This is a genomic window from Shewanella sp., assembly GCF_041630135.1.
GTDB lineage: Bacteria > Pseudomonadota > Gammaproteobacteria > Enterobacterales > Shewanellaceae > Shewanella.
Window position 1 is genome coordinate 1 of the sequence record NZ_JBFKLW010000062.1, and the last position, 24,893, is coordinate 24,893.

The following is a 24,893-nucleotide window of genomic DNA, read 5'->3' on the forward strand; positions in this document are numbered from 1 at the left end:
GGAACCCCTCCACGAGTTTCTTGCTTTACTTTTTTGCGTTGATGAAGTGGTCGAGGCAGAAGGATTCGAACCTTCGAAGGCGGAGCCGTCAGATTTACAGTCTGATCCCTTTGGCCACTCGGGAACCCCTCCTCATCAGCGGCGGCCATAGTAAGCAGAATCGATTGCCATGTAAAGGCCAAATTTGCAAAAAAGGCTAAAGTTAGTCTCCGATTGGTCGATTAAATGACAACGACCTGTTTTTGTGATGTTTTTTTATGCAGATTGCTGCTGGTTTAGTCAATGAAAGCCAAGTAGGTGACCGCCTTGCCCGCGCCGTTGAAGACGGTCGCAGGGGCGATTTCGGCTTGATATTGGCAATGTTGTCCCAGGATGCCCGTGATTTTGCAGAGTTTTGTCTGTCAACCGATGTGTCGGTAGAACAAAAGCTGAGCAAACAATTCGAACTGCCCCCTAAACAGCCTCTGGTCGCCTTCCCCGGTAATCAGGAATGTATGGATAACAGTGGCGTGTTTCGCACCTTTGGACACACAGCCTTTCGATTGAATCAGGCCCTGTTGCCGGAGCCTGTGCTTATCCGCGGTGAACAGTCAGCCGATATGGCCGTTGTTCTCAATAACTGTGAAGCCCATGTTCGTCGTCGCCACTACGGAAACGGGAAGTTTGAGCCGCAGGCGTTAATGCATTTTAACGATGTTTTGGAAGCGCAGCGAAACATGAGCAAGTTGATGACCATAGCTTGATGCAGGTACGGTTTGGCAATGGCAGGATGCTCTATAATTGAAGCTTCATTACGTAGGAGCATCGAACAATGAAAGCAATAAAAGAAAATCAGAATCCATCGGTCAATGATACTTGCACTGACTGTGGCAGCTACATGGATATAGGTGCTGTGATTTCAGCAGACGACATTCATATGTCTGTTACCTTCAGTGGGGAGTGCGCATTGGAGCAGGCTCGTGCGCTGCAGCAAAAAGCGATTAAAAGATTCGCAGCCGTTCAGACTGACATTTCGGAAATTGGTCACGATGTGGAACTTAAACTAACCTTCGACGTCGCAGCTGAAAAGATGATTTTTCAAATGGAAACTGGCCTCTGAAAAATATTGTGGTGAAATCTTGCTCTGCAAATCCAAGCTGATGTACAGTCTAAATCCATAAAATATAAGAATAATGCATAGCAGGCAGTCAGCTGTCATTTTACTCCCACACCCTGGGGCTTAGGGAATTGCGTGAAAAGGCGTAAATATCAACTTTTGGTTGAACAGATAGTTCTTTCTGCTGCCAAACAGCAAGGTGACTTCGTTAAAACCGCTGAATTGGCCACAGAGCTTCTGTGCCAATCTCTTAATTTACATGCCGCAAGTGTTTGGGCATTTGATGCCGAACTGTCGACTCAGTACCCAGTCGCTCAATTTGGCAAAGGGATACTCCACAGCGACATAAAACGTCCGCTATTTATCTCCAGCTGTCCACTTTATCTCGATGAACTGCGAAACCGCAGGCATATTGATGCGTCAGATACGCAACAGGATCAACGTCTCATTGAGCTTTGCGAAAGTTACTTTCTCAAAGCAGGTGTGCTGTCCTGTCTGGAAGTCTCTATCCGTATCAATGGACATCTTGAAGGTGTCCTTTGTTTGGAGAGAACATTCTGCGCAAATTGGAATGACAGCGAAATCTATGTGGCCAATCAGGTTGCTGATCAGCTGGCGCTGACCCTGGCGACACGGAACACCTACGACAAAGAAGAGAAGTTATCGTTATTTAAAAGTGCCGTTGAGCAGTCAGATCAGGTATGTATGCTGATCAACTTGAACAGTGAATCTGTCGAATATGTAAACCGTGCCCACAGTAAGATCACTGGCGTTCCCAGGGAAAAAGTAATAGGTCGGTCACTGAGAGAATTGGATTTTTTTAAGCAGCATCCTCAGTTGGGTGAAGAGGTGCTCTGTAAAATATTTCGTGGTGTCAGTGCTGAGGGTGAAGTACAGCTAAAGCGCTATGATGGTAGTGACTATTGGCTTAAATACCATGTAAGTCAATTTGTTACTGAACGCGGAAACTATTATTTGTTGGTCACCTGTGAAGACAGCTCCGAACAGCATAACTATCAGTTGGAACTCGAACGCCTCGCGTGGCGTTGTAATTTAACCGGATTGTACAACCGTCTGCATTTTAACCGGGTGCTGGAGCGTACCCATCATGGGCAGTTGTTACTTATCGATTTAGTGGGTTTTAAGCGTTTCAACGATACTTATGGCCATGAGCAGGGTGATGCGCTGCTGATCGAGATGGCTCGAAGAATCAGACATTTTTCTGATATCAATAAGGCGGCAGAAATTGCCAGAGTGGGCAGTGATGAATTTGCAATACTTTTACTGGGTGATAAGCAAACGACAGAAGTAGACTATATCAGTAACAGGTTATATCAACATTTAGCCATGCCGGTGCAGATTGGTCGAGAGCAGGTCGATCCCAAGCCCGCCTTGGCCGTTGTTGATATTGCCTCTGTCAGTAACCTGGTAGCCCCTTTAACCTGTGCGGATATCGCACTTCAATACGCCAAACAAAAACAGGGCATTGCAATTCAAGTGTTTAACGGAACATTGTTGAGTGCTTTTAAAGAGGATGCCCAGATTGAGCGGGATCTTCACTCCGCCATACGGGGACGGCAATTTGAACTCTATTATCAGCCACTTCGTGATTTGCAAAATGACAGTTACACCGGTGCCGAGGCACTTATTCGCTGGCATCATCCTAAAAAGGGTGTGTTATATCCCGGCGTGTTTATCGACATAGCCGAACAATCCGGTCTTATCACAGCCATCGGCAGCTGGGTGCTTGAGGCGGCTTGTCGGCAGCTTAATTTGTGGCAGCATCACAATCTCAACATTTCTATGCATGTGAATGTATCAGCCAGACAATTTTTTTCAGGAAATCTGTATGAGCAGGTGTGGCAGCTTTTAACAAGATACAGATTACAGCCCAAGTCGCTGATCCTGGAAATCACCGAAACCGAATTGATGGAGGATATCCGTTACGCCACCAATTTATGTCAGGAATTGGCTGAGTTGGGTGTTGGCTTGGCCATCGATGACTTTGGTACCGGCTACAGTTCAATGCGCTATCTTAAACAATTTCCTATCACCAAACTTAAAATTGACCGGTCATTTATTTCCGATCTGACTATCAGCCGAGAGAGTCGGGAAATTGTGAGTGCCATTATTGCCATGGCCAAAGCACTGAACCTTTCATTGACGGCTGAAGGCGTCGAAACGGTTGAGCAGGAAGCCTTTTTAGCGGCAAGTCAATGCCATCAGGCACAGGGGTTTCTATACAGCCCTGCGCTCAGAGAGTCGGAATTTACTCGTTTTATCGGTGCGATTAAACCTGAAGCGGTTCATTGATATACCGTGGGTTATTTCAGGCAACACTGCTTGGCTTTTTTACCGCTGTGACAAACACAGGGATCGTTTCTTCCCGGAGCCCGTACCGCGTAATGCTTGCCTTCGGTATAAAACCAGCGGTTATCGTAACGGACAAAAGCCGACCTTTCACAAATGGCATCCAGCTTGCCATTTTCTTTATACCAGGCACAGAAAAATACTTCACCACTATCACCATTGGCAGATGATTCAAAAACCTGAAGCCCTTTCCAGCTTGCAATGCCGCCATTCGCAAGCTGTTTTACGGTAAGCCCATTAAGGTAGTCGGGATGATGCGTATCGATAAGGTATTGCCAAATGCCCAATGCAAATGCGCTGTAGCGTGAACGCATCAATAGTTCGGGATGTTTAGCAATTGCACCTTGATGATATGGTCCGCAACATAACTGGTATTCTTCTCCCCCACAGGGGCAACGAAGGTCTTTCATGGCAAATAGTTCTAACGAGGCTTGTTGGTGGTTTTGCTATTGTCTGCAGCCGTAAATCTCCGGCCATAATACAATTCCGCCACCGGCATGGCTGCAAAATAAAAGGTTGCGTCCGCACGGTTACTGGAGTCCAGCGTCAGTAACCAGCGACCATCAGCTTGTTTTTTGGCGACGGTAACAAATTTACCGGCATATTCACTGATGGGTTCTCCGGTGTCTGCTGCAGGATGAAAACGAATAAGATAGTAACCTACATCGGTTACCGAATCGGAGCTTCTGTTTCGATCCAGCACCCGAAAGTCGACTTCTATGCGGGCATTCTTTTTGCGGATTTTGGCAAAAAATTTGTCGTACAAGGCAATGATAGCTTCACGGCCGCGAACAATTCCTGTGTCGTGGCGTTCCGGAAGATAACAGGCGTTATCCGCATAAATTTCCGCAATCAGAGACGAACTCAATTTATCGAATGCCTCTACGGACATCTGATAGGTACGATTGATAGCGATGTCGTCATTTTGCTGTGCGTTATTGCTCGCCAAAGCGGCAAAAGACAACATCAGACTCAGCAATACAGGAAATAATCTCATAGGTGATACTTATTTAACGCTATTATGGGGCAAATATAATGTATGAGAGGCCGCAACCCAAGCGGCATATCTTTACAAAGTGTGTGACATCTCAACCCGGAGGCAGCGTCGTGCAGTGTGAAGACATGGAACTATTTATCGCTGAGATGGCGGACGTTCAGCCTTTGCGACCCGACTCTCGCGTGCATTTTACAGCGGAAACCTGCGACCACCAAGAAGCCCGGGAGAGACGGGCAGCGGCTGAACCCGACGAACGGCTTGAGCGGTTGCCGATGGACCCGGGACATCTCCCAAGATGCAAAGCAGACGATGTGCTGAGTTTCGCGCGGGAAGGGGTGCAGGAAGCGGTATTGAAGCATCTCAGATTAGGTCGTTATGAAGCGAAAACCCGTGAAGATTTTCGAGGACTGAAACTGAATGATGCCCGAAATAAATTGCTGCAGATAATTGATGGCGCTTTGTACAGAGGCGAGCGTAATCTGCTGCTTATCTCCGGTAAAGGGGGAGCTGGCGCTGCTGCCTGTTTGATGAAGTCTGCCCTGATGACCTGGCTGAAATTATTGCCCGAAGTTCAGGCCTACCACACGGCCATCCGACAGGACGGAGGAACTGGTGCGTTTTATGTGATGCTGCGAAAATCAGACGCCAAGAAAATCCATGATAAGGAAATCCATAGGAAAGGTGCCAGGCGTTGAAGTATGAGTAACCTTGTGCAATAAAAAAGCCGCCTCTTGGGGCGGCTTTTTTATTCATCGGACGATTTAGAAGTTGGCACTTCTTGGCGCACGTGGGAATGGGATCACATCGCGGATGTTACCCACACCGGTCACGTAAGACACGAGACGCTCAAAACCGAGGCCGAAACCTGCGTGTGGCACTGTGCCGTAACGGCGCAGGTCACGATACCACCAGTAGTCTTCTTTCGACAGATCCATCTCTTCGAGACGGGCATCCAGTACGTCCAGACGCTCTTCACGCTGGGAACCACCGATAATTTCACCGATGCCAGGTGCCAGTACGTCCATGGCCGCTACTGTCTTGCCATCTTCGTTGAGGCGCATGTAGAAGGCTTTGATATCTTTCGGATAGTTCTTCACAACCACAGGGGCTTTAAAGTGCTCTTCGGCCAGATAACGCTCGTGCTCAGACTGCAGATCGATACCCCATTCAACCGGGTATTCGAAGGTCTTGCCGCAGTTTTGCAGAATTTCAACCGCGTCGGTGTAATCCACCTGGGCAAAGTCGCTGCTGACAAAGTTTTGCAGACGATCGATAACACTGCCATCTACGCGCTCGGCGAAGAACTTCATGTCATCCATGCGCTCTTGCAGAACGGCGTTGAAGCAGTACTTCAGCATGGACTCTGCCAGACCGGCGATATCGTTCAGATCGGCAAAAGCCACTTCCGGCTCAACCATCCAGAATTCCGCCAGGTGACGGCTGGTGTTGGAGTTCTCGGCACGGAAGGTTGGGCCGAAGGTGTAAATTTTAGACAGGGCACAGGCGTAAGTTTCGCCATTCAGCTGCCCGGATACGGTCAGGAAGGCTTCTTTACCGAAAAAGTCCTGATCGTAATCTACCTTACCGGAATCGGTACGCGGCAGGTTTTCCATATCCAGGGTAGAGACGCGGAACATCTCACCGGCGCCTTCACAGTCAGAGGCGGTGATGATAGGGGTCGACACCCAGATAAAGCCGTTTTCGTGGTAAAAGCGATGGATTGCCTGAGACAGACAGTTACGCACACGGGCCACGGCTCCGATGATGTTGGTACGTGGACGCAGGTGAGCCACATCGCGCAGGTGCTCAATTGAGTGGCGCTTGGCAGCCATGGGATAAGTATCCGGATCGTCAACCCAGCCGGCTACATTTACGGCAGTCACCTGCAGCTCAAAGGCCTGGCCTGAGCCTGGAGATTCCACCAGACTACCGGTCATTTCCACTGAGCAACCAGCAGTGAGTTTCAGCACTTCGTCGTTGTAATTGGGCAGAGCATTGGGCACTACGCCCTGAATGGCATCAAAACAAGAGCCGTCATAAACGGCGAGGAAGGATATCCCGGCTTTGGAATCCCGACGGGTACGAACCCAGCCACGTACCGTGATTTCGGTACCGGGGGCGAAATCACCCTTAAAAACGGATGCGATAGATGCAATGCTCATTGCTGCGCTTATCTCCAACGAAACAGATAATGTAAAATAAAAAAGGAGGTTTATATTACCTTGCCGGTGGCTTTTCTCAAGCTGAAAAAGGTATGCTGTGGAATATATTCACAATCCTGTGGCGACCGCTGACAATTTTGGGAGGTAAGCCATGAGTAAACTGCGAATATTCCAGCTTTTGCTGGCCGGATTGTCCATTCTGGGTTGGGCTTTGGCTGTTTGGGCATTGATTATATTTGATGGTGCAAGACCCGATGCAGCGGTAGGTTATTTTCTGTCCAAAGGGGCGCAGGTCAGGCTCTTTTGGGATCCGGCACTGACTTTGAGGTTGGAGCAAGTTATCTGGTTGGTGTGTGGGATCAGTCTGGTCAGTCTTCTGTTTAACGTCTACGTAGCTCAGCACAGTCGGATGGGATACTGGTTTAATATTCCACTTTTATTGCTCGCTTCTCTGACAGCGGGGCTCTATGTGAGCTTTTTGATATAAGTTCTGCTTTTATATCTATATAAACAGGGGAACGCATCTTCACGGTCAGAAAACTGCGTTGTTTGCCTTTGGGTATCTATCTTCGTCTGAAAAGACTTTCTTCGTCTTTAAGGTGGCGGCAAAGCAAATCAATCATTGCAGCGGTAGCTCCCCATATCAGTCGGCCATGCCATGGAATAAACACCACCTTATAATTGTGTCCCTGACGGACAAAGCGTTTTACCTGCCTGTGCTTGTCGTTCATAAAAAAACGTAAAGGTACGTAAAAACACTCAGCTACTTCGCCGGGATCAATTCGCATCTCAAACGGGGCTTTAACCAGCGCCAGCACAGGGGTGATTTCAAAACCGGTAAAGGTGCGATGAGAAGGGAACTGACCAAGCAGCTCAAGATTATCTGCACCCAGACCAATTTCTTCTTCGGCCTCCCGAAAGGCGGTATGGAGCGGACTTAAGTCGGTTTCTTCAATCTTGCCGCCGGGAAAGCTGATTTGCCCCGGGTGCGCGCGCAGGTGCGTGGGGCGGGTGGTGAAAATCAGGCAGAGTTCACCGTCTCTTTCTTCAAAAGCCATCAGCACAGCGGCCTTACGTACCTTGGTCTTCAGCGGCGCCGACACAATGTCATGACGAAGTGCCTGCAATGAAAAGTGCAGTTTAAGCTCTTCGGCTGACAGGGAGCGGCGACCACGAAAGGGCATATCTATCCTCAGTTTTTACGGCCAAGCGTCTGCTCAAGCTGCGGCAGAATACGACTGACTTTATCAAAGGTTTCCTGATACTCAGCATCGGCCACTGAGTCGGCAACCACGCCACCACCGGCCCAGCAATAGAGTTTGCCGTCCACTGCTGCCAGGGTGCGAATGGTGATACTGGTGTCCATCTTGCCATCCTGGCTTATGTAGCCGATAGAGCCACAGTAGATGCTACGCCGCGAGGGTTCAAGCTCTTCAATGATTTCCATGGCGCGGATTTTTGGGGCGCCTGTGATGGAGCCGCCGGGAAAGGCGGCTTTTAATAAATCATAGGCGTCCAGCCCGGGTGCAAGCTCGCCTGTAACAGTACTGACGAGGTGGTGAACCGCAGGAAAGCTTTCGATTTCGAAGAGTTTAGGAACTGCTACCGACCCCGGGCTTGCTACCCGGCCAATATCGTTTCTGAGTAAATCGACAATCATCAGGTTTTCGGCTCTGTCTTTTGCGGACTGGCGCAGATGCTCTGCGTTGGCTGCATCCTGGCGAATGTCGCTTGAGCGTGGCTGGGTACCCTTGATGGGTTTGGTTTCCACCTTACCGTCTGCAAGTTTTAAAAAACGTTCGGGTGAGATAGACAGAATCGAACCTTCTTCCAGCCTGATAAACGCAGAAAAAGGCCCCTTATTGGCGGAGCGCAGCGCCAGATACGCCTGCCACTCATCTCCCTGATATCCAGCCTCAAAGCGTTGGGTCAGATTTATCTGGTAGCAGTCGCCGCTGTGAAGGTAGGCCTGCACCGCGGCAAATTTCTCATTATAGGCTTCACGGCTGATTTGGCAGCCAAAGGGCGATGTCAGCGTAAAGTCTTTCATTTTGAGCGTATGAGCTTGCCGAGCAGCGTTTAGTTCCGCAAATACGGCATTCAGCGCCGCATCGCCAAGGTAGTGCAGCAGCTGCCACTGATTGCTCTGATTGTCTTTTATCAGCGCCCAGTCATAGAAGCCGATGGCCGCAAGTGGCAGCGGAATATCGTCGGTTGCAATGCTGGGCAGATGTTCGACTTTACGGCCCAAATCGTAACTGAAGGCGCCGAGGGCCCCGCCGACAAAGGGCAGAATGCTTGGTTTGGATTCAGGGTAGAGCGCTTGGGTCAGCGCCTGCATCAGTGCAAACGGGCACTGGTCCGCGTCAATTCGCTCATTTATGTGTTCAGCCTGTTGCACTAACGTCAGATCACAGTGGCTTTCGTACACCTTGAGCATGGCTATGGGGTTGGCAACTATAATGTCAAATCGGGCGTCAGGATGATTTGCGTTGGCGGAGTCAAGCAACATGGCCCAGGGCGAAGCGGCAAAATGCGCAAAAAGTGCCTCTGTGGTATCGGTCCAATCCAGGGTTTTTACGGCCAGTGGGGCAAAAGATGCCCGAACGGGCAGGGTAGGTAACATCGATTAACCTTATTCAACGTGTGATGTAGCCCAAATATTTGCAACAGAGTATCATATTGGCCGAAAAAGGATTAACCAAAACAAGAGGCCTGACCTGGTCGGTCTGGGTCTTCCCTATAAATAGAGCTGTCAACAAAGCTGAAAGAGTCGGAGCATAACGTGTCAGAGAATCAGTCGCCGGTCGTGATCAAGCAGGCCGATTTTATTGAAAGTGTTGCAGATGCACTGCAATACATCTCCTACTACCACCCTAAAGATTTTATCGACGCCATGGCCGAAGCCTATGAGCGCGAGCAGAGCGCGGCTGCCAAAGACGCCATCGCTCAAATCCTGATTAACTCCCGCATGTCGGCCGAAGGCAAGCGTCCTTTGTGTCAGGACACAGGCATAGTAACCTGCTTTGTAAAAGTGGGTATGGGTGTGCGGTGGGACAAAACCGACATGACAGTGCAGCAGATGGTGGATGAAGGCGTTCGCCGCGCGTACACCAACCCGGATAACCCGCTGCGCGCATCCATTGTTGCCGATCCTGCCGGTGCCCGTAAAAACACCAAAGACAACACCCCATCTGTGGTGCATATCGATATGGTTCCTGGTAACCATGTGGAAGTGGCCATAGCCGCCAAGGGCGGCGGCAGTGAAAACAAGTCCAAGATGGTGATGCTGAACCCATCTGACGATATCGCCGCCTGGGTAGAGAAAACCCTGCCCACCATGGGTGCCGGCTGGTGTCCTCCGGGTATGCTGGGTATCGGTATCGGCGGCACCGCCGAGAAAGCTGCTGTGATGGCCAAAGAGGCCCTGATGGAAAGCATTGATATCCATGAGTTGATGGCCAAAGGCGCTGAAACCGCGGAGGAAAAACTGCGTCTGGATATTTTCGAGCGTGCCAACGGTTTGGGTATTGGTGCCCAGGGGCTTGGCGGTCTGACCACGGTGCTGGATGTAAAAATCAAATCAGCGCCAACTCACGCTGCCTCAAAACCTGTGGTGATGATCCCAAACTGCGCCGCGACCCGCCATGTGCACTTTCATCTGGACGGCACAGGCCCTGCCGATTTATCACCTCCAAGCCTCAGCGACTGGCCACAAATCACCTGGGAAGTGGGTGAGAGCGTGCGCCGCGTAAACCTGGATACAGTGACTCAGGCTGACATCGAAACCTGGAACAGCGGCGACACCCTGCTGCTGTCAGGCAAGATGCTCACAGGCCGTGATGCTGCCCATAAACGTATTCAAACCCTGATTGAATCAGGCGAAGGGTTGCCGGAGGGCGTAGACTTCACCGGTAAGTTTATCTATTACGTTGGACCGGTTGATCCGGTTGGCGACGAAGTGGTGGGTCCTGCCGGCCCGACCACTGCCACCCGCATGGATAAGTTTACTGATCTGATGCTGGATAAGACCGGGCTGATGGGCATGATTGGAAAGGCTGAGCGTGGTCCTGCCACCGTTGAGTCTATCAAGCAGCACAAAGCCGTATACCTGATGGCCGTTGGCGGCGCGGCGTATCTGGTATCCAAAGCCATTAAGCACGCCCGCGTGGTGGCTTTTGAAGATCTGGGCATGGAAGCCATCTACGAGTTTGATGTGCAGGATATGCCTGTGACCGTGGCCGTGGATTCGAAGGGTGTGAATGCCCATGAGACCGGCCCGGCTATCTGGAAAGTCAACATCCAGAACGCCAAGGCCTGACAGCCTTGAATTTTGATACAAATCCATAATTGAAAAGGGCCCTGACACGCTTGTCCGGGCCCTTGTGTTTCGATTAAGGTATGTTTTTTGCCGGGATGGCAAGCTTGGTTCCGGCTCGACGGAACCCCAATTCATAAACAACAATAAACAGCATTGCGGACAACATCCATGAAGAAACTAAGCGCTATTGCACTGTCACTGGCTATGGCCGGGGTATCCGGTGCGGCTTTTGCTTCAGGCGCTGAACCATTCACGGTTCAGCATCTGGTGAAGCTCAACAAAATGCATTCCGAAGCTCTGTCGCCCGACGGCACCAAGCTGGTGTATGGTCTCAAAGAAATCAATGACGATGGCAGTAATGAGTCCAACCTGTTCCTGCTGGATTTAACCAACCCCAAAGCCGCGCCGCTGCAGCTGACCAGCGCCAAGGGTACAGAGCATGATGTGGTATTTGCCGCCGATGGTAAATCCATTCTGTTTTTGGCTGGCCGTGATGGCACCAGCCAGCTGTATCGCCTGCCACTGAACGGTGGCGAAGCGGTGAAAGTGTCTGATTTGCCGCTTGATATCAATGGTATCAAGCTGTCTCCAGACGGCAGCAGGCTGGCCATGACCCTAAGAGTGTTCCCTGAGTGCGACACGCTGGAATGTTCAAAAGATAAGTTTGATGCCGAAGCCAAGCGCAAGAGCACTGGCCGCGAATACAGCCAACTGATGGTGCGCCACTGGGATACCTGGCATGACCATGCCCGCAATCACCTGTTTGTGGCTGACATCAGCGGCAACAGCATGGGAACCCCGGTTAACGTGACCAAGGGCCTGGATACTGAAGTACCGCCCAAGCCATTCTCCGGCATGGAAGAAGTGGCCTTCACTGCAGACAGTCAGTATCTGGTCTACAGCGCCAAGGCGCCATCGAAAGACCAGGCTTGGACCACCAACTACGATCTGTGGAAGGTGAGCGTGAAGGGCGGCGATTCAGAAAATCTGACCGCGAATAACATTGCCTGGGATGCCCAGCCTGCCTTTAGCAGCGACGGTGCCTACATGGCATATCTGGCGATGAAGCGCCCAGGTTTTGAAGCCGATCGCTATGCCATTATGCTGCGGGATCTGAAAACCGGTCAGGAAAAGGAAGTGGCACCATTATGGGACAGAAGCCCATCTTCTATTCAGTTTGGCGATGATAACCGCACTTTGTATGTGACTGCCCAAGATGTCGGCCAAGTGTCCATTTTTGAAGTGAATACCCAGTTTGGTGATGTGCGCTCCATCCATAACGATGGCAGCAACAGCCTGATTGGTCTGTCTGGTGAAAACCTGGTGTTTACCCACCGCAGTTTGGTCGAGCCGGGCGATGTATATACCATCGGTAAAGATGGCGATCGTCTGACCCGTATGACCGATGTCAATAAAGACAAACTGGCCAAAATTAAGTTCGGTGAATTTCAGCAGTTCTCCTTTAAAGGCTGGAATAACGAGACAGTGCACGGCTATTGGATAAAGCCTGCCAACTATAAAGAAGGCGAAAAGTACCCTGTAGCCTATCTGGTGCATGGTGGTCCTCAGGGGTCGTTCGGCAACAGCTTCAGCCACCGCTGGAATGCCCAGTTGTGGGCCGGTGCCGGTTATGGTGTGGTGATGGTGGATTTCCATGGTTCTACCGGTTATGGTCAGGCCTTTACTGACTCAATCTCTCAGGATTGGGGTGGCAAGCCACTGGAAGATTTGCAAAAAGGTCTGGCGGCAGTTGGCAGCCAGCAGAAGTGGCTGGATGTAAGTAATGCCTGCGCCCTTGGCGGTTCCTACGGCGGCTACATGATGAACTGGATCCAGGGTAACTGGAACGACGGCTTCACGTGTCTGGTTAACCATGCTGGTCTGTTTGATATGAGGTCTATGTACCACGTAACTGAAGAGCTGTGGTTCCCCGAGTATGAGTTTGGCGGGACTTACCAGAAGAACCGCGATTTGTATGAGAAGTTCAATCCGGTTAACTACGTTGAAAACTGGAAAACCCCGATGCTGGTAATCCATGGCGAGAAGGACTTCCGTGTGCCTTACGATCAGGGTCTGGCGGCATTCAGCTTTATGCAGCGCAATGGCATTCCGTCAGAGCTGCTGATTTTCCCTGAAGAAAATCACTGGATCCTGAACCCAGAAAACCTTCAGCAGTGGTACGCAAAGGTGCTGGGCTGGATGGATAACTGGACTGGTAAATAAAACTGCCTCATGTTCAACTGTAAGATATAAAAGCCGGATGAAAATTCCGGCTTTTTTTTCAAGCAGATTTTGTATTGTTTTTTTGGCTTATAAACGGACGTTAAGGAGATTTATCATGGAGATGAAAACTATCAGCTATCAGGAGGCTCGCTCTTTGATGCAGCCCGGTGATGTGGTGGCTTTCGGAGGTAGGGCCCCTTTTTCACTGCTGACCAAATTTATGACTCAGTCTGCAGTGTCTCATGTAGGTGTGATATTGCAAACGAAGGTACTGGAAGATTCAAGTGGTCGCTTTTTTAATCAAATCATCGAATCTACAGAGCTAAATGGATTCACCGGAGTACAAATCAACAGGTTTAGCGAACGTATGAGTTATGACGGTGATATCTGGTGGTTGCCTTTGTGCCCCGAACTCAGGGAAACCAGCTTCGATCAACGGCGGTTTTACGACTTTCTTTTTAACCAGGCTAAAGACCGCAAAGTATTTGATATCTCTCAGGCATTGATGTCGGCATTTGATCTGTTTGATGGAATAAAAGGACCTGGGTATAACGAGCGGGACTACAGTCGCTTTTTTTGTTCTGAATTGGTTGCAGCCGCTTTCGAGGAGGCTGGATTGGCAGGCAGCGTCAATGCCAGTGAAGTAACTCCGGTGGACCTTTGCCGGTGGCGTATTTATGACAAGCATTACTACTTGCTAAAAGGAGAGAAGGGGACAGAAATAACCCGGTTTAATAGCAAGGCTCCAGCTGAGTGGAATCGCTGAATCAAGGCTAAGTAAACCGATAAGTTTGGTTCTTATTCAAGTGTATGTGCATGTAATCTCATAAATAAAATCAAGATGTCAGGTAAAAAGCATGTTATATAACAAAACGGAATAGATATAGAAGTATAAAGTCTCTAATGACAGTTAAAGAGTACAACTTAGGTCGTGCTTTTTTGCACTCTTCTGATATCTTTCGCGCTAAGCGAGCACTGTAATTACCGGTTATGCTTTACGGTAGATGAGGATACAGTACACTGGCTAATACACTCTTGTTTTTACTTATTTTCGGGTTAATGCTTTATGGTTCGTTCCAATCGCGCCACCAGTTTTACGCCAAAAGCACTTGCAGTTGTTCTGCTGGGTGCTTCCATGCTGTCGTCCTTCACGTTATCAGCAAATGAGCCACAGCAAGTGGTACCGGCTCGCCCAAAAGCTGAAATGCCGCCGAAACCTGTAAAACCGGGTCAGGTGCGTTTCGCCAAAACCGGGAGCTTCGATGCTGATACTGTTGTGCGACTGGCTCGGCAATTGGCTGCCAAACCCTATTCGGCATTGAGTGATCCGCTTCCAGCGAGTCTTGCGAACATCAATTATGATGAGTATCGCGACATTCGCTTTAAAGGCGATGCCGCGATATGGAAACAGGAGTCGCTGCCGTATCAGATGCAGCTGTTTCATCGCGGGTTCTATTTTCAGGACCTGATTGAAATTGCTGTTGTTGAGGATAAAAAGGCAACCCACCTTTCTTACGATGCCAATCTGTTCAGCGCAGGCGAAGTACTACAGCAAAAATTGCCTACGGAAGACATAGGCTACAGTGGTTTACGCGTCCATTATCCTTTAAATAATCCCGAATACTTTGATGAGCTTTTCGTGTTTCAGGGAGCCAGTTATTTCAGAGCACTTGGTAAAGGCAACGCCTATGGCTTATCTGCCCGGGGCCTGGCGATTAAGACTGCCGATACTGCCGGTGAAGAATTCCCGGTGTTTCGTGCCTTTTGGATTGAGAAGCCAAATTCGGAAACCAACCTGATTGTCGTACATGCGTTACTCGACAGTCCGAGTGTTTCAGGGGCCTATCGTTTTTCAGTGCGTCCAGGCGAAAATACCCGTATGGATGTTGAAGCCGTCCTGTTCCCTCGTGTTGAATTGTCCAAAGTTGGACTCGCTCCAAGCACAAGTATGTATATGCATTCGCCCAACGGTCGCCATCTGACAGATGATTTCCGTCCGGCAGTACATGATTCAGATGGTCTGCTGATGATTAACGGCAGGGGAGAGCGTCTGTGGCGTCCACTGGCCAATCCAAAAGACCTTCAGATCAGTGCATTTATGGACAATTCGCCTCAGGGCTTTGGTTTAATGCAACGTGAGCGCGATTACCAAAACTATCAAGATCTTGAAGCTAATTATGAGCGTCGTCCAAGCCTGTGGGTTGAGCCTGTAGGTAATTGGGGGGCTGGCGCTGTGGTGCTTACCGAGATCCCAACCCAGTCAGAAATTCACGATAACATTGTCGCATTCTGGAAACCTCGTCAGCCATTGGCTGCCGGTGGGGAGTTCCGTTTTGCATATCACCTGTCGTGGGGAGCTGAACCTGCTCCTGTAGATAATTCGGTAATCGTGTCCCGCACTGCCAGTGGCCGCGCTGATATTGCAAAACCCACTGCCAATCGTCTGTTTGTAGTGGACTACGAAGTTAAAGGTCAAAAGCCTTCAGTACTTCCTAAAGTCAAAGTGGATACTAATGCAGGTGAAATACGTAACATTGTTATCCGTGATAATCCCAATTCCAAGGGTTATCGCTTGTCCTTTGAGTTTGTACCGGGTGAGGCTCGTATGGCCGAGTTCCGTGCGGAGCTGAAATTCGATGAGCCTAAAGATGTTGAGACCTGGCTCTATCGCTGGACGCTCTGAGGATAGCCATGAGCAATTTGCTTGATAATGACACTGTCACCCTCGCGGGTGACAGTGCGATGCCTGTTGAGCGCTTGGGAGACATGCCTGCACAGTCGCTCAAGGTAATGTCTGAGGGATTTCCCCGAACACCTGTGAACGGCTCAGCGCTTAAATCAAGTACACTTAAGCGCTGGAGTGTTGTGGGGCCGGCACTATTATTGTCTGGCTTTGCCATTCATGAAATGCGGGCCGTTTTTTTGGTAGGTGGACTGACACCGCTCGAATACGCTGTGCTGGTATTGTTTGCTGTCAACTTCTGTTGGATTGCGCTGGCGTTTTGTGCCGGAGTTGCCGGTTTCATAAAGATTGTCAGAGCATCGTCCGCAGTGGATAGTGCGGCGGAACTCATTGGTAAAACTGCCATATTAATGCCCACTTACAACGAATCACCCGACAGGGTGCTTGCCGCAGTGGAAACTATGGCACTGGAACTCGCCAAGCGACCAGAAGGCAAAGCTTTTGATTGGTTTATTCTAAGCGATACAACAGATCCTGAAGTTGCACTTGCCGAAGAGCACGCGTTTTGGCTGTTAAGGGAGGCAACAGCAGGTAAGGCAAATGTATATTATCGGCGCCGGCGCAAAAACATAGCCCGTAAAGCGGGTAACGTCGCTGATTTTTGCCGCCGCTGGGGTGCAAGTTACGATCATCTGTTGGTGCTTGACGCCGACAGCGTGATGGAAACACACACCATAGTATCTTTGGCTCGCAGAATGGAAGCGGATCCTGATTCAGGATTAATTCAAACCATTCCAGCGCTTATTCGTGGCACAACTCTGATGGCACGGGTACAGCAGTTTGCTGCCCGGTTTTATGGCCCTGTGATTGGTACCGGCCTTGCCTGGTGGGTGCAAAAGGAAGGTAACTTCTGGGGACACAACGCGATTATTCGTACAGAAGCCTTTATGAAGGCGGCAGGTTTGCCCCATTTATCAGGTAAACCTCCTTTTGGTGGCCATATTATGAGTCACGATTTTGTGGAGGCTGCCCTTATCAGACGTGCCGGTTGGAGCGTGAAAATCGCGGCCGATTTGCACGGTTCGTACGAAGAATGTCCCCCATCGATTATTGATATGGCGGTTCGAGACAGACGTTGGTGCCAGGGCAATTTGCAGCATACTCGTGTAGTGGGGGCTAAAGGTCTTCACTGGGTAAGCCGTATGCATCTGATTACCGGTATTATGTCTTACCTTTCTTCACCTTTCTGGCTGTTGCTTATTCTGTCTGGTTTGCTGCTTGCACTGCAGGCGCACTTTATTCGTCCGGAATACTTTACCGATCAGTTTTCGCTGTTCCCAACCTGGCCTGTGATGGACTCAGACAGAGCATTGCGTTTGTTCTATATCACCATGGGTATTCTGTTTGGACCGAAAATCTTCGGCTTGCTGCTGCTGTTTAAAGACAGTCAAACCTGTAAAGCCTTAGGCGGACGATTCAAGGTGATGTTGAGTACCGTCACCGAGGTTATCTTGTCGGCGTTGATAGCTCCCATCATGATGTTCATTCACTGTGGGGCTGTAATGTCAATTTTGTTTGGCCGTGACAGTGGCTGGTCGCCTCAGCGCAGGGATGATGGCAGCTTACCCTGGAAGGATTTGTTCTACCGTCATAGATGGCATGTTGTTGCGGGGATTTTGTTGGGCTATGCCGCCATGCTCGATTCATTGACACTGCTTGCGTGGATGTCGCCAGCACTGATTGGGCTGTGGTTTGCTGTCCCGCTTTCGGCCGTAACATCGTCCGGTCCTATTGGCCAGTGGTTTAAAGATCGAAAAATACTTGCGACGCCGGAAGAAGTGATGGAGCCACAAATTGTTTCTATGGCGGCTGCGAGACGTGAAGATTACGCCAGTGCGCTCGAAAACAGCTGGAATATGGCAATGTTGCTCGGCAAACCAGAGCTAATGGCGCTGCACATGAGCATTATGGACAAATTGCCAACACATGTGCCCGGAAGTGCCATCGAGCCTCTGGAGGCTATAGCCAGGGTGAAGGTTCACGAAGCCCAATGTCAGACAAGTCTGCTGGCACTGTTAAGTCGTCAGGAACTCAGTTATGTACTGGGTAATCCTTTGTTACTTAAGCATATGCAGAACTTACCCGAGGCTTATGCCGAAGACGATTTAGTCACTATCTGTTAACTGCACAACCCAAAAAAGCCCGGCTATCGCCGGGTTTTTTATTGTCAATGGACCACAAGACGGTCAGTCAATGATGTAGGTATCGTACGCCTTTGTCCGGATGTGATCCGCCGGTTCGCCCTATGCGGTAATTCAAGCAATACAGCTGATCATTATGGGCGCAATAGCGTGGTTTTTCGGTATCTGTGGAAACTAATTGGGGCGGCGCTGAAAGATAAATGCAGAAATATGCTTAAGCCAGTGTGTTTATCCTGCGAAGATATGGCCCCGTAGTGATACTGATGATTTTGAACTGTGCAAAAACGTCATGACGCTACCCATATAAATGGGTGTGTTTTGATTCAGTGAGTAAAAGTGATAGTGACAAGAAAGGCATTTATCAGCAATGGTGCCTGAAGCGGGCAACATAAAAATCAGGAATTTGAACAATCTCCAACCAAACCGTAAAAAGAACAAGCCCCCGATTTTGGGGGCTTGTTCTTATGGGTCTGCGATGCAGACACTACGGTTTCTTACCGCTGGATTTATGCGGGGTCTTTATAAGCGCGTCCATGGAAGCTGTCGATAAGTAACTGTTTAAGTTCGCTTATCAATGGATACCGTGGATTGGCACCGGTGCACTGGTCGTCAAATGCATCTTCAGCCAGTTCATCGATTTTTGCCATAAAGTCAGCTTCATTTACACCAGCTTCCTTGATGGATGCCGGAATGCCGATGGCGGCTTTGAGTTCTTCGAGCTTAGCGATAAGCGCCTGAACTTTTGCTTCGTCATTCTTACCGCTAAGGCCAAGATAGCTTGCTATCGCAGCATAACGGCAAAGGGCTTTGGGTCTGTCGTATTGGCTGAAGGCTGCTTGCTTAGTAGGTAAGTCAGTTGCGTTGAAGCGGATGACGTTGCTGATCAGCAGTGCGTTGGCCAAGCCGTGCGGCAGGTGGAACTCTGCACCCAGTTTGTGTGCCATGGAGTGACAGATCCCCAGGAAAGCGTTGGCAAAGGCAATACCGGCGATGGTGGCGCCATTATGTACTTTTTCCCGTGCAAGAGGTGCCTGAGCACCTTTGGCATAGCTGTCCGGCAGATGCTTAAACAATAAATCGAGCGCTTGCAGGGCCTGACCATCGCTGTACTCGTTTGCCATCACGCTGACATAAGCCTCCAGCGCATGGGTAATGGCGTCAATACCTCCGAAGGCGGTAAGCGATTTGGGCATATCCATGACCAGATTAGGATCCACAATGGCCATATTGGGGGTGAGTTCATAGTCGGCAATCGGATATTTGGCGCCGGTTTGCTCATCTGTTACCACCGCAAACGGTGTGACTTCAGAGCCTGTTCCTGACGTGGTCGGAATGGCAACCATCATTGCCTTGCCACCCAACTTGGGGAACTTGTAGATGCGCTTGCGGATATCCATAAAGCGCAGAGCGAGATCGGCGAAATCAACTTCCGGATGTTCATACATGACCCAAATGATTTTTGCCGCATCCATTGGTGAACCACCGCCGAGCGCGATTATCACATCCGGTTGAAAACTCGTAGCCACTTTGGCACCGGCACGCACTACCGCCAGTGTTGGGTCGGCTTCAACTTCATAGAAAACTTCGGTCTCCAACCCCTGTGCTTTCAAAATACGAATGGTTTCATCACAGTAGCCGTTATTAAACAGGAACTTGTCGGTGACAATCAGGGCTCGCTTTTTACCACTGAGTTCTTCCAGGGCTATGGGCAGGCTACCGCGGCGGAAGTATATGGACGAAGGAAGCTTGTGCCACAGCATGTTTTCGGCCCTCTTGGCGACGGTTTTCTTGTTGATCAGGTGGCTTGGCCCAACGTTTTCAGAAATGGAGTTACCGCCCCATGAGCCACAGCCCAAAGTTAGAGATGGTGCCAGCTTGAAGTTGTACAAGTCACCAATACCGCCCTGTGAAGCCGGGGTGTTAATCAGGATCCGCGCCGTTTTCATGCGATAGCCGAAGGTCTTTACCCGTTCCTCTTGCGTGTCCTGGTCTGTATACAGGCCTGAGGTATGACCGATACCTCCAAGGGCAACGAGGGCTTCAGCCTTATCCAGCGCCTCTTCAAAACTGGCTGCACGGTACATGCCCAGCAGGGGAGAAAGCTTCTCGTGGGCAAAGGCTTCTTTCTCATCGATATCAGAGACTTCACCAATCAGCACCTTGGTGTTGGCGGGCACTTTAATGTTCGCCATGGCTGCGATAGTTGCCGCACTTTGACCGACGATGTCTGCATTGAGGCCACCATCCTTAAGAATGACTTTTTGCAAAGCGGCATTTTCTTTTTTGCTGAGCAAATAGCCGCCGTGACTGGCAAAACGCTCCTTTACGGCATCGTAAACGGCATCAACCACCACAACGGCCTGCTCAGATGCACAGACCACGCCGTTATCAAAAGTCTTAGACATTAAAATGGAGCTTACTGCCCGTTTAATATCGGCAGTTTCGTCAATCACGATTGGGGTGTTACCAGCGCCAACGCCAATGGCCGGTTTACCGGATGAGTAGGCTGCTTTCACCATACCGGGGCCGCCGGTCGCGAGAATAAGGTTAATTTTCTCGTGGGTCATCAACTGGTTTGAAAGTGCAACTGACGGCTGGTCAATCCAGCCGATAATGTCTTTCGGCGCACCGGCAGCAATAGCCGCATCCAGCACAATTCTGGCAGCGGTTGCTGTCGAGACTTTCGCCCTTGGGTGAGGTGAAAATACAATACCGTTACGGGTTTTGAGACTGATCAATGCCTTGAATATAGCGGTAGATGTTGGGTTAGTTGTTGGCACAATGCCACAGATAATACCAACCGGTTCGGCAATGGTGATGGTGCCGAAGGTGTGATCTTCCGACAAAATTCCGCAGGTTTTTTCGTCTTTGTACTTGTTGTAAATGTACTCGGAAGCGAAGTGGTTTTTAATAACCTTATCTTCAAGCACGCCCATACGGGTTTCTTCCGCGGCCATTTTAGCGAGCCTGATCCGCGCATCCGCTGCAGCAAGGGCTGCAGCACGAAATATCTTGTCGACTTGCTCCTGGCTATAGCTTGCAAATTGTGCCTGTGCCTTCGCAACTCTCTCAACCAAGGCGTTGAGCTCTTCGGTATTGGTGACTGTCATAATGTTGTTTCCGGTTAAGAATATTTAGCAAAAGTGAATTTAGCTAAATATTCTGGTGTGTGATTGAAAATTACACCTATATGGGTGCATGCACTGTGATCTTAAACACAAACCTGGCTACATCTGAAATAAAACAACAAAAATAGCGACACTTTGACGAGGAAATCGGCAATTCTATCTTTGTGTCTTACATTAATGGATTTTATCCGAACTTGTGACAAAACACAGAAAATCTCATTTTTCGGTTATTTGACCATACTGTAAAGTTAGCACCTGTGCCTGATGTGCACAGCACAGTAACTATTTGATGAGGGCGATTTTGCCCCGGAGCCTGTCGGTGGACGTAACGGTTTATATAAAGTTTTTTCTCGGTTTGGTGGCAATCATTAACCCTGTTGGCTTGTTGCCTGTGTTTGTCGGGCTCACCAGCCATCAGACAGAAGCCGAACGAAACCACACCGGTAAGATTGCCAACCTTGCGGTTGTGATTATTCTGCTGGTAACCATAGTTGCGGGGCAGCATATTCTTAATATGTTCTCGATTTCGCTGTCAGCGTTTCGGATAGCCGGAGGCACACTGATAGCTATCATAGCGATGTCAATGTTGCAGGGTAAATTGGGTGAGGTTAAACGTAACCAGGAAGAGGATCGGGAGTCATCCGCTATGGAGTCTGTGGCAGTCGTGCCTTTGGCTCTGCCGTTGATGGCCGGTCCCGGTGCTATTAGCTCTGTGATTGTGTTTGCTGCCGAGCACAATACGTTAGTTGATTTAGTGGGTATGTTTGTCACTGTCCTGGCTTTTGGTGCACTCAGTTTTGGCCTGTTTCGCATGGCATCAGTAATCTATCGGGTGTTGGGTAAAACCGGCATTAACGTGATCACCCGCTTGATGGGTCTGTTGATGCTGTCAATTGGCATTGAGGTGATGGCGGCGGGCTTTAAGGGGTTGTTTCCCAACTTGCTTGGGTAATGTTGCCCGTTCCTTAAACATCTGAATACTGCGGATTGAGATAAAGCCCCGAATGGAATTCGGGGCTTTCAAGTGACGGATTGAGCACGGAGGATGAATTAAAAATCCTGGCCCAAATCGCTCAGGCCACCAAGGCGGGGGCTGAAGAGTTGATGATGCATGCGAATGGCAAATTCATCGGTCATCCCGGCGATATAATCGGCAATAACCCGCATGGCATTTTCACCATTTTCATTGGCCTGACGCCAACGTCCCTGGGTGTTTAATGGCAGTAACCGTTCGGGGTCTGACGCGAAAGCCTCAAAGAGTTGCATCACCATTTGCTGCCCCTTGTATTCGAGCATCTGTACTTCCGGCTTTCTGACAACATGACGCCATACAAAACGCTTCAGAGCATTGAGTGCCATCGCAAATTCATCTTCGAGTACGGCATTATGACGAAGCAGTGGCTCTTCGAAATCCCTATCTTCCATCATGGCAATGGCGGTAACAAAACCATTTACCAAGGTACCAATGGCATCTTTACGTAAATGATGTTCGGCGGAAAAAAGGAGCTTATCTATGGCGGCTATTTCGCTCTTTATCCAGCTGTCGCCGCTTTCCAGAAGCAAGGGGGCAACGCCGTCGAGCCATTGCTCGCGGCTGACAATGCCCATCACTATCGCATCTTCCAGATCATGGACCGCATAAGCGATATCGTCGGCCAGCTCCATAATTGTCGCATCCAGCGATTTATGCAGCGTTTTACCATGGCGTCGACCGTCGGCGGCGGTAAATTGTCCAAATTTGTCTCGGTCGCTTTGTGATAGCGGTGCCAGCACCCAATCCAGCACGTCAATATCTTCACCAAATATGGCTTTTACCGGCGGCCAATCCGCGGGACGCAACTGGCGATAGTGGGGCACATCAACCTGGGGCGCGGCAGATTTAAGCTTTGCCGCAAGCTGAGGGTATTTAAGAATACCCAATAAGGTGCGTCGGCACAGGTTCATGCCAAAACCCGGGGTGTAGGGCTCAAGCTTTGACAGGATCCGGAAGGTTTGAGCGTTCCCTTCAAAACCGCCACTGTCCCTCATCATATAATTAAGCGCGACTTCACCGCCGTGACCAAAAGGCGGATGGCCAATATCATGTGCAAGGCACAGGGACTCTACCAGACTCATTGAGTCGATGAGCGACTCTTTATCAGGGTGTTTACGCTTGAGCTGTGCCGCGATACCGGTACCGATTTGAGAGACTTCGAGAGAGTGGGTCAGTCGGGTGCGATAAAAATCGTTCATGCCCACACCCAGTACCTGAGTTTTGGCCTGCAGACGCCGGAAAGCAGCGCTGTGCAGTACTCTGGCCCTGTCTCGTTGAAAAGGGCTCCTGTGGTCGTTACGCCTGTGTTTATCTTCGCCGAGGCGACGTTCATGCCATGGATTTTGCATTCTGGCTCCTCAGAGCATGCGGTTTATCTCGTCCAAATCCAGCTTGAAGCTGGGCACATAACAATCAATAAAGTATTTCACTGCCGGGTGGGGATTCGTGTCCAGCATGGCTTCAAGCCGGATCCGGGCGCTGTTGAATTCGCGGTTTCCGGCTTTGAGTTCTTCCAGACACTTAAGGTATGCGCAAAGCGTATCGGCTGACTTCACCAGATGCTTTATTTCTTCATCGGCTTCGTCTGCAATAAGCAAGGGACGATAGTCCTCTTTAAACTCTTCCGGCACCATCTCGAGCAGCCTTTCTTCGGCGATGGCTTCAATTTTTTTGTATTCAAACTCGATATCTTTATTGAAGTACTTTACCGGGGTGGGCAAATCGCCGGTCAGCACCTCGGAGGCATCGTGGAAAATGGCCAGAGTTGCTGCCTTATTAGCGTCTACTTGCATACCAAACTTTTGGTTGGCAATGATTGCAAGGCCGTGAGCAACCATGGCGACCTGAAGTGAATGCTCCTGCACATTCTCGGTGCGGACGTTAAACATCAATGGCCAGCGTTGAATTAATTTCAGACGGGCGAGGTGGGCGAAAAGATGACTCATGATACAGCGGTTCCCTGAATATGCAGACCGGACAGCCAGAACAGAAGGCGTGGGTCTTAATGGGGCGGATAGTTCAACTTTACAGCAACTTAGCGAAAAAGGGCAGTTGACTTTTTGATCCCCGGGTTGCCAGAGCATAACCTGCAGCTACGCCTATAAAAAAGCACCGCCCGAAGGCGATGCCGTGTGTATTCCGTTAGTTTAAATACCGGGCTATTACTGACGGTAATTATCCAAAAACTCGCCAAAGGCCATCAGGGCTTTTTCAAGATCTTCTTTGTGGGGCAGGAATACCACCCGAAGATGATCCGGCTCCGGCCAATTAAAGGCGCTGCCCTGAACCAGAAGGATTTTCTTTTCTTTCAATAAATCCAACACCAGACGCTCATCATCCCGAAGATTAAATCGCTTGACATCGAGCTTTGGAAACGCATACAGCGCGCCTTTGGGCTTTTTACAGCTTACCCCGGGGATACTGTTTAAGTATTCATAGCAGGTATCACGCTGAACACTTAAGCGGCCTGTAGGCAGAATAAGCTCGTTGATGCTCTGATAACCACCAAGCGCTGTTTGCACAGCGTGTTGATTAGGCACGTTGGCACAAAGGCGCATTGAGGCCAGCATATCGAGACCTTCGATATAGCTTTTTGCCGCTTTTAAGTTGCCTGAGAGCATCATCCAGCCAACACGGAAACCGGCTGCACGGTAGGCCTTCGAAAGCCCGTTAAAGGTA

The 24,893-nt window shown here is 49.8% G+C and carries 20 protein-coding genes and 1 tRNA gene; 11 read left to right on the forward strand and 10 right to left on the reverse strand.

Going from position 1 to position 24,893, the window contains the following annotated elements; translation table 11 throughout:
• Positions 1 to 47: 47 nt before the first annotated feature.
• A tRNA-Tyr gene (locus ABYK60_RS14940) sits at positions 48 to 132 on the reverse strand.
• A gap of 125 nt (positions 133 to 257) precedes the next feature.
• Between ABYK60_RS14940 and ABYK60_RS14945 the strand changes: the two genes are divergently transcribed.
• The 3 genes from ABYK60_RS14945 (at position 258) to ABYK60_RS14955 (ending at position 3,409) form a co-directional block, all read left to right on the forward strand.
• Positions 258 to 743: a VC2046/SO_2500 family protein gene (locus ABYK60_RS14945; protein WP_372872819.1), complete on the forward strand. Its 486-nt coding sequence runs from the start codon at positions 258 to 260 to the stop codon at positions 741 to 743.
• Positions 744 to 811: 68 nt separating this feature from the next.
• The gene (locus ABYK60_RS14950; RefSeq protein ID WP_372872820.1) at positions 812 to 1,099 is read left to right on the forward strand and encodes a DUF406 family protein; all 288 of its coding nucleotides are present in this window, start codon (positions 812 to 814) and stop codon (positions 1,097 to 1,099) included.
• 132 nt (positions 1,100 to 1,231) lie between these two features.
• Positions 1,232 to 3,409, forward strand: a complete 2,178-nt coding sequence (locus ABYK60_RS14955; protein WP_372872821.1) for an EAL domain-containing protein — start codon at positions 1,232 to 1,234, stop codon at positions 3,407 to 3,409.
• A gap of 11 nt (positions 3,410 to 3,420) precedes the next feature.
• Here ABYK60_RS14955 and ABYK60_RS14960 read toward each other — a convergent pair whose 3' ends face one another.
• Complete coding sequence (locus ABYK60_RS14960; protein ID WP_372872822.1) at positions 3,421 to 3,876, reverse strand: YchJ family protein; 456 nt, start codon at positions 3,874 to 3,876, stop codon at positions 3,421 to 3,423.
• A gap of 11 nt (positions 3,877 to 3,887) precedes the next feature.
• Positions 3,888 to 4,463, reverse strand: coding sequence for a DUF4440 domain-containing protein (locus ABYK60_RS14965; protein WP_372872823.1), 576 nt, complete (start codon positions 4,461 to 4,463; stop codon positions 3,888 to 3,890).
• Between the two features lie 125 nt (positions 4,464 to 4,588).
• Between ABYK60_RS14965 and ABYK60_RS14970 the strand changes: the two genes are divergently transcribed.
• Positions 4,589 to 5,158, forward strand: coding sequence for a Smr/MutS family protein (locus tag ABYK60_RS14970; RefSeq protein ID WP_372872824.1), 570 nt, complete (start codon positions 4,589 to 4,591; stop codon positions 5,156 to 5,158).
• A 66-nt stretch (positions 5,159 to 5,224) separates the two neighbouring features.
• On the opposite strand, the gene asnS is transcribed toward ABYK60_RS14970, so the two are convergent.
• Positions 5,225 to 6,625, reverse strand: coding sequence for an asparagine--tRNA ligase (asnS, locus tag ABYK60_RS14975; RefSeq protein WP_372872825.1), 1,401 nt, complete (start codon positions 6,623 to 6,625; stop codon positions 5,225 to 5,227).
• A gap of 151 nt (positions 6,626 to 6,776) precedes the next feature.
• Here asnS and ABYK60_RS14980 point away from each other — a divergent pair, with 151 nt between their 5' ends.
• The gene (locus tag ABYK60_RS14980) at positions 6,777 to 7,112 is read left to right on the forward strand and encodes a hypothetical protein (RefSeq protein ID WP_372872826.1); all 336 of its coding nucleotides are present in this window, start codon (positions 6,777 to 6,779) and stop codon (positions 7,110 to 7,112) included.
• 76 nt (positions 7,113 to 7,188) lie between these two features.
• Here ABYK60_RS14980 and ABYK60_RS14985 read toward each other — a convergent pair whose 3' ends face one another.
• Positions 7,189 to 7,809 (reverse strand): CoA pyrophosphatase, encoded by a 621-nt coding sequence (locus ABYK60_RS14985; RefSeq protein ID WP_372872827.1) that lies wholly within the window; start codon positions 7,807 to 7,809, stop codon positions 7,189 to 7,191.
• Positions 7,810 to 7,817: 8 nt separating this feature from the next.
• Positions 7,818 to 9,251, reverse strand: coding sequence for an aminodeoxychorismate synthase component I (gene pabB, locus ABYK60_RS14990; protein WP_372872828.1), 1,434 nt, complete (start codon positions 9,249 to 9,251; stop codon positions 7,818 to 7,820).
• 159 nt (positions 9,252 to 9,410) lie between these two features.
• Between pabB and ABYK60_RS14995 the strand changes: the two genes are divergently transcribed.
• From ABYK60_RS14995 to mdoH, 5 genes are all read left to right on the forward strand, one after another.
• Positions 9,411 to 10,946 carry a fumarate hydratase gene (locus ABYK60_RS14995; protein WP_372872829.1) on the forward strand — a complete coding sequence of 512 codons (1,536 nt, stop codon included), beginning with the start codon at positions 9,411 to 9,413 and terminating at the stop codon, positions 10,944 to 10,946.
• 168 nt (positions 10,947 to 11,114) lie between these two features.
• Positions 11,115 to 13,169, forward strand: a complete 2,055-nt coding sequence (locus ABYK60_RS15000; protein WP_372872830.1) for a prolyl oligopeptidase family serine peptidase — start codon at positions 11,115 to 11,117, stop codon at positions 13,167 to 13,169.
• Positions 13,170 to 13,284: 115 nt separating this feature from the next.
• Positions 13,285 to 13,935 (forward strand): hypothetical protein, encoded by a 651-nt coding sequence (locus ABYK60_RS15005; protein ID WP_372872831.1) that lies wholly within the window; start codon positions 13,285 to 13,287, stop codon positions 13,933 to 13,935.
• Between the two features lie 300 nt (positions 13,936 to 14,235).
• Positions 14,236 to 15,852 carry a glucan biosynthesis protein G gene (locus ABYK60_RS15010; protein WP_372872832.1) on the forward strand — a complete coding sequence of 539 codons (1,617 nt, stop codon included), beginning with the start codon at positions 14,236 to 14,238 and terminating at the stop codon, positions 15,850 to 15,852.
• Positions 15,849 to 18,035 (forward strand): glucans biosynthesis glucosyltransferase MdoH, encoded by a 2,187-nt coding sequence (gene mdoH / locus ABYK60_RS15015; protein ID WP_372872838.1) that lies wholly within the window; start codon positions 15,849 to 15,851, stop codon positions 18,033 to 18,035. Before ABYK60_RS15010 ends, mdoH begins: the two co-directional genes overlap by 4 nt.
• A gap of 524 nt (positions 18,036 to 18,559) precedes the next feature.
• Here mdoH and adhE read toward each other — a convergent pair.
• Complete coding sequence (gene adhE / locus ABYK60_RS15020) at positions 18,560 to 21,163, reverse strand: bifunctional acetaldehyde-CoA/alcohol dehydrogenase (RefSeq protein ID WP_372872833.1); 2,604 nt, start codon at positions 21,161 to 21,163, stop codon at positions 18,560 to 18,562.
• 307 nt (positions 21,164 to 21,470) lie between these two features.
• Between adhE and ABYK60_RS15025 the strand changes: the two genes are divergently transcribed.
• Positions 21,471 to 22,133, forward strand: coding sequence for a YchE family NAAT transporter (locus ABYK60_RS15025; protein WP_372872834.1), 663 nt, complete (start codon positions 21,471 to 21,473; stop codon positions 22,131 to 22,133).
• Between the two features lie 98 nt (positions 22,134 to 22,231).
• On the opposite strand, the gene ABYK60_RS15030 is transcribed toward ABYK60_RS15025, so the two are convergent.
• The 3 genes from ABYK60_RS15030 to ABYK60_RS15040 all read right to left on the reverse strand — a co-directional run.
• On the reverse strand, positions 22,232 to 23,563 hold the full coding sequence (locus tag ABYK60_RS15030; protein WP_372872835.1) for an anti-phage deoxyguanosine triphosphatase: 1,332 nt from the start codon (positions 23,561 to 23,563) through the stop codon (positions 22,232 to 22,234).
• A 9-nt stretch (positions 23,564 to 23,572) separates the two neighbouring features.
• The gene (yfbR, locus tag ABYK60_RS15035) at positions 23,573 to 24,160 is read right to left on the reverse strand and encodes a 5'-deoxynucleotidase (RefSeq protein ID WP_372872836.1); all 588 of its coding nucleotides are present in this window, start codon (positions 24,158 to 24,160) and stop codon (positions 23,573 to 23,575) included.
• Positions 24,161 to 24,376: 216 nt separating this feature from the next.
• On the reverse strand, positions 24,377 to 24,893 hold a 517-nt coding region (locus ABYK60_RS15040), incomplete at its 5' end, for an aminotransferase class I/II-fold pyridoxal phosphate-dependent enzyme (RefSeq protein ID WP_372872837.1).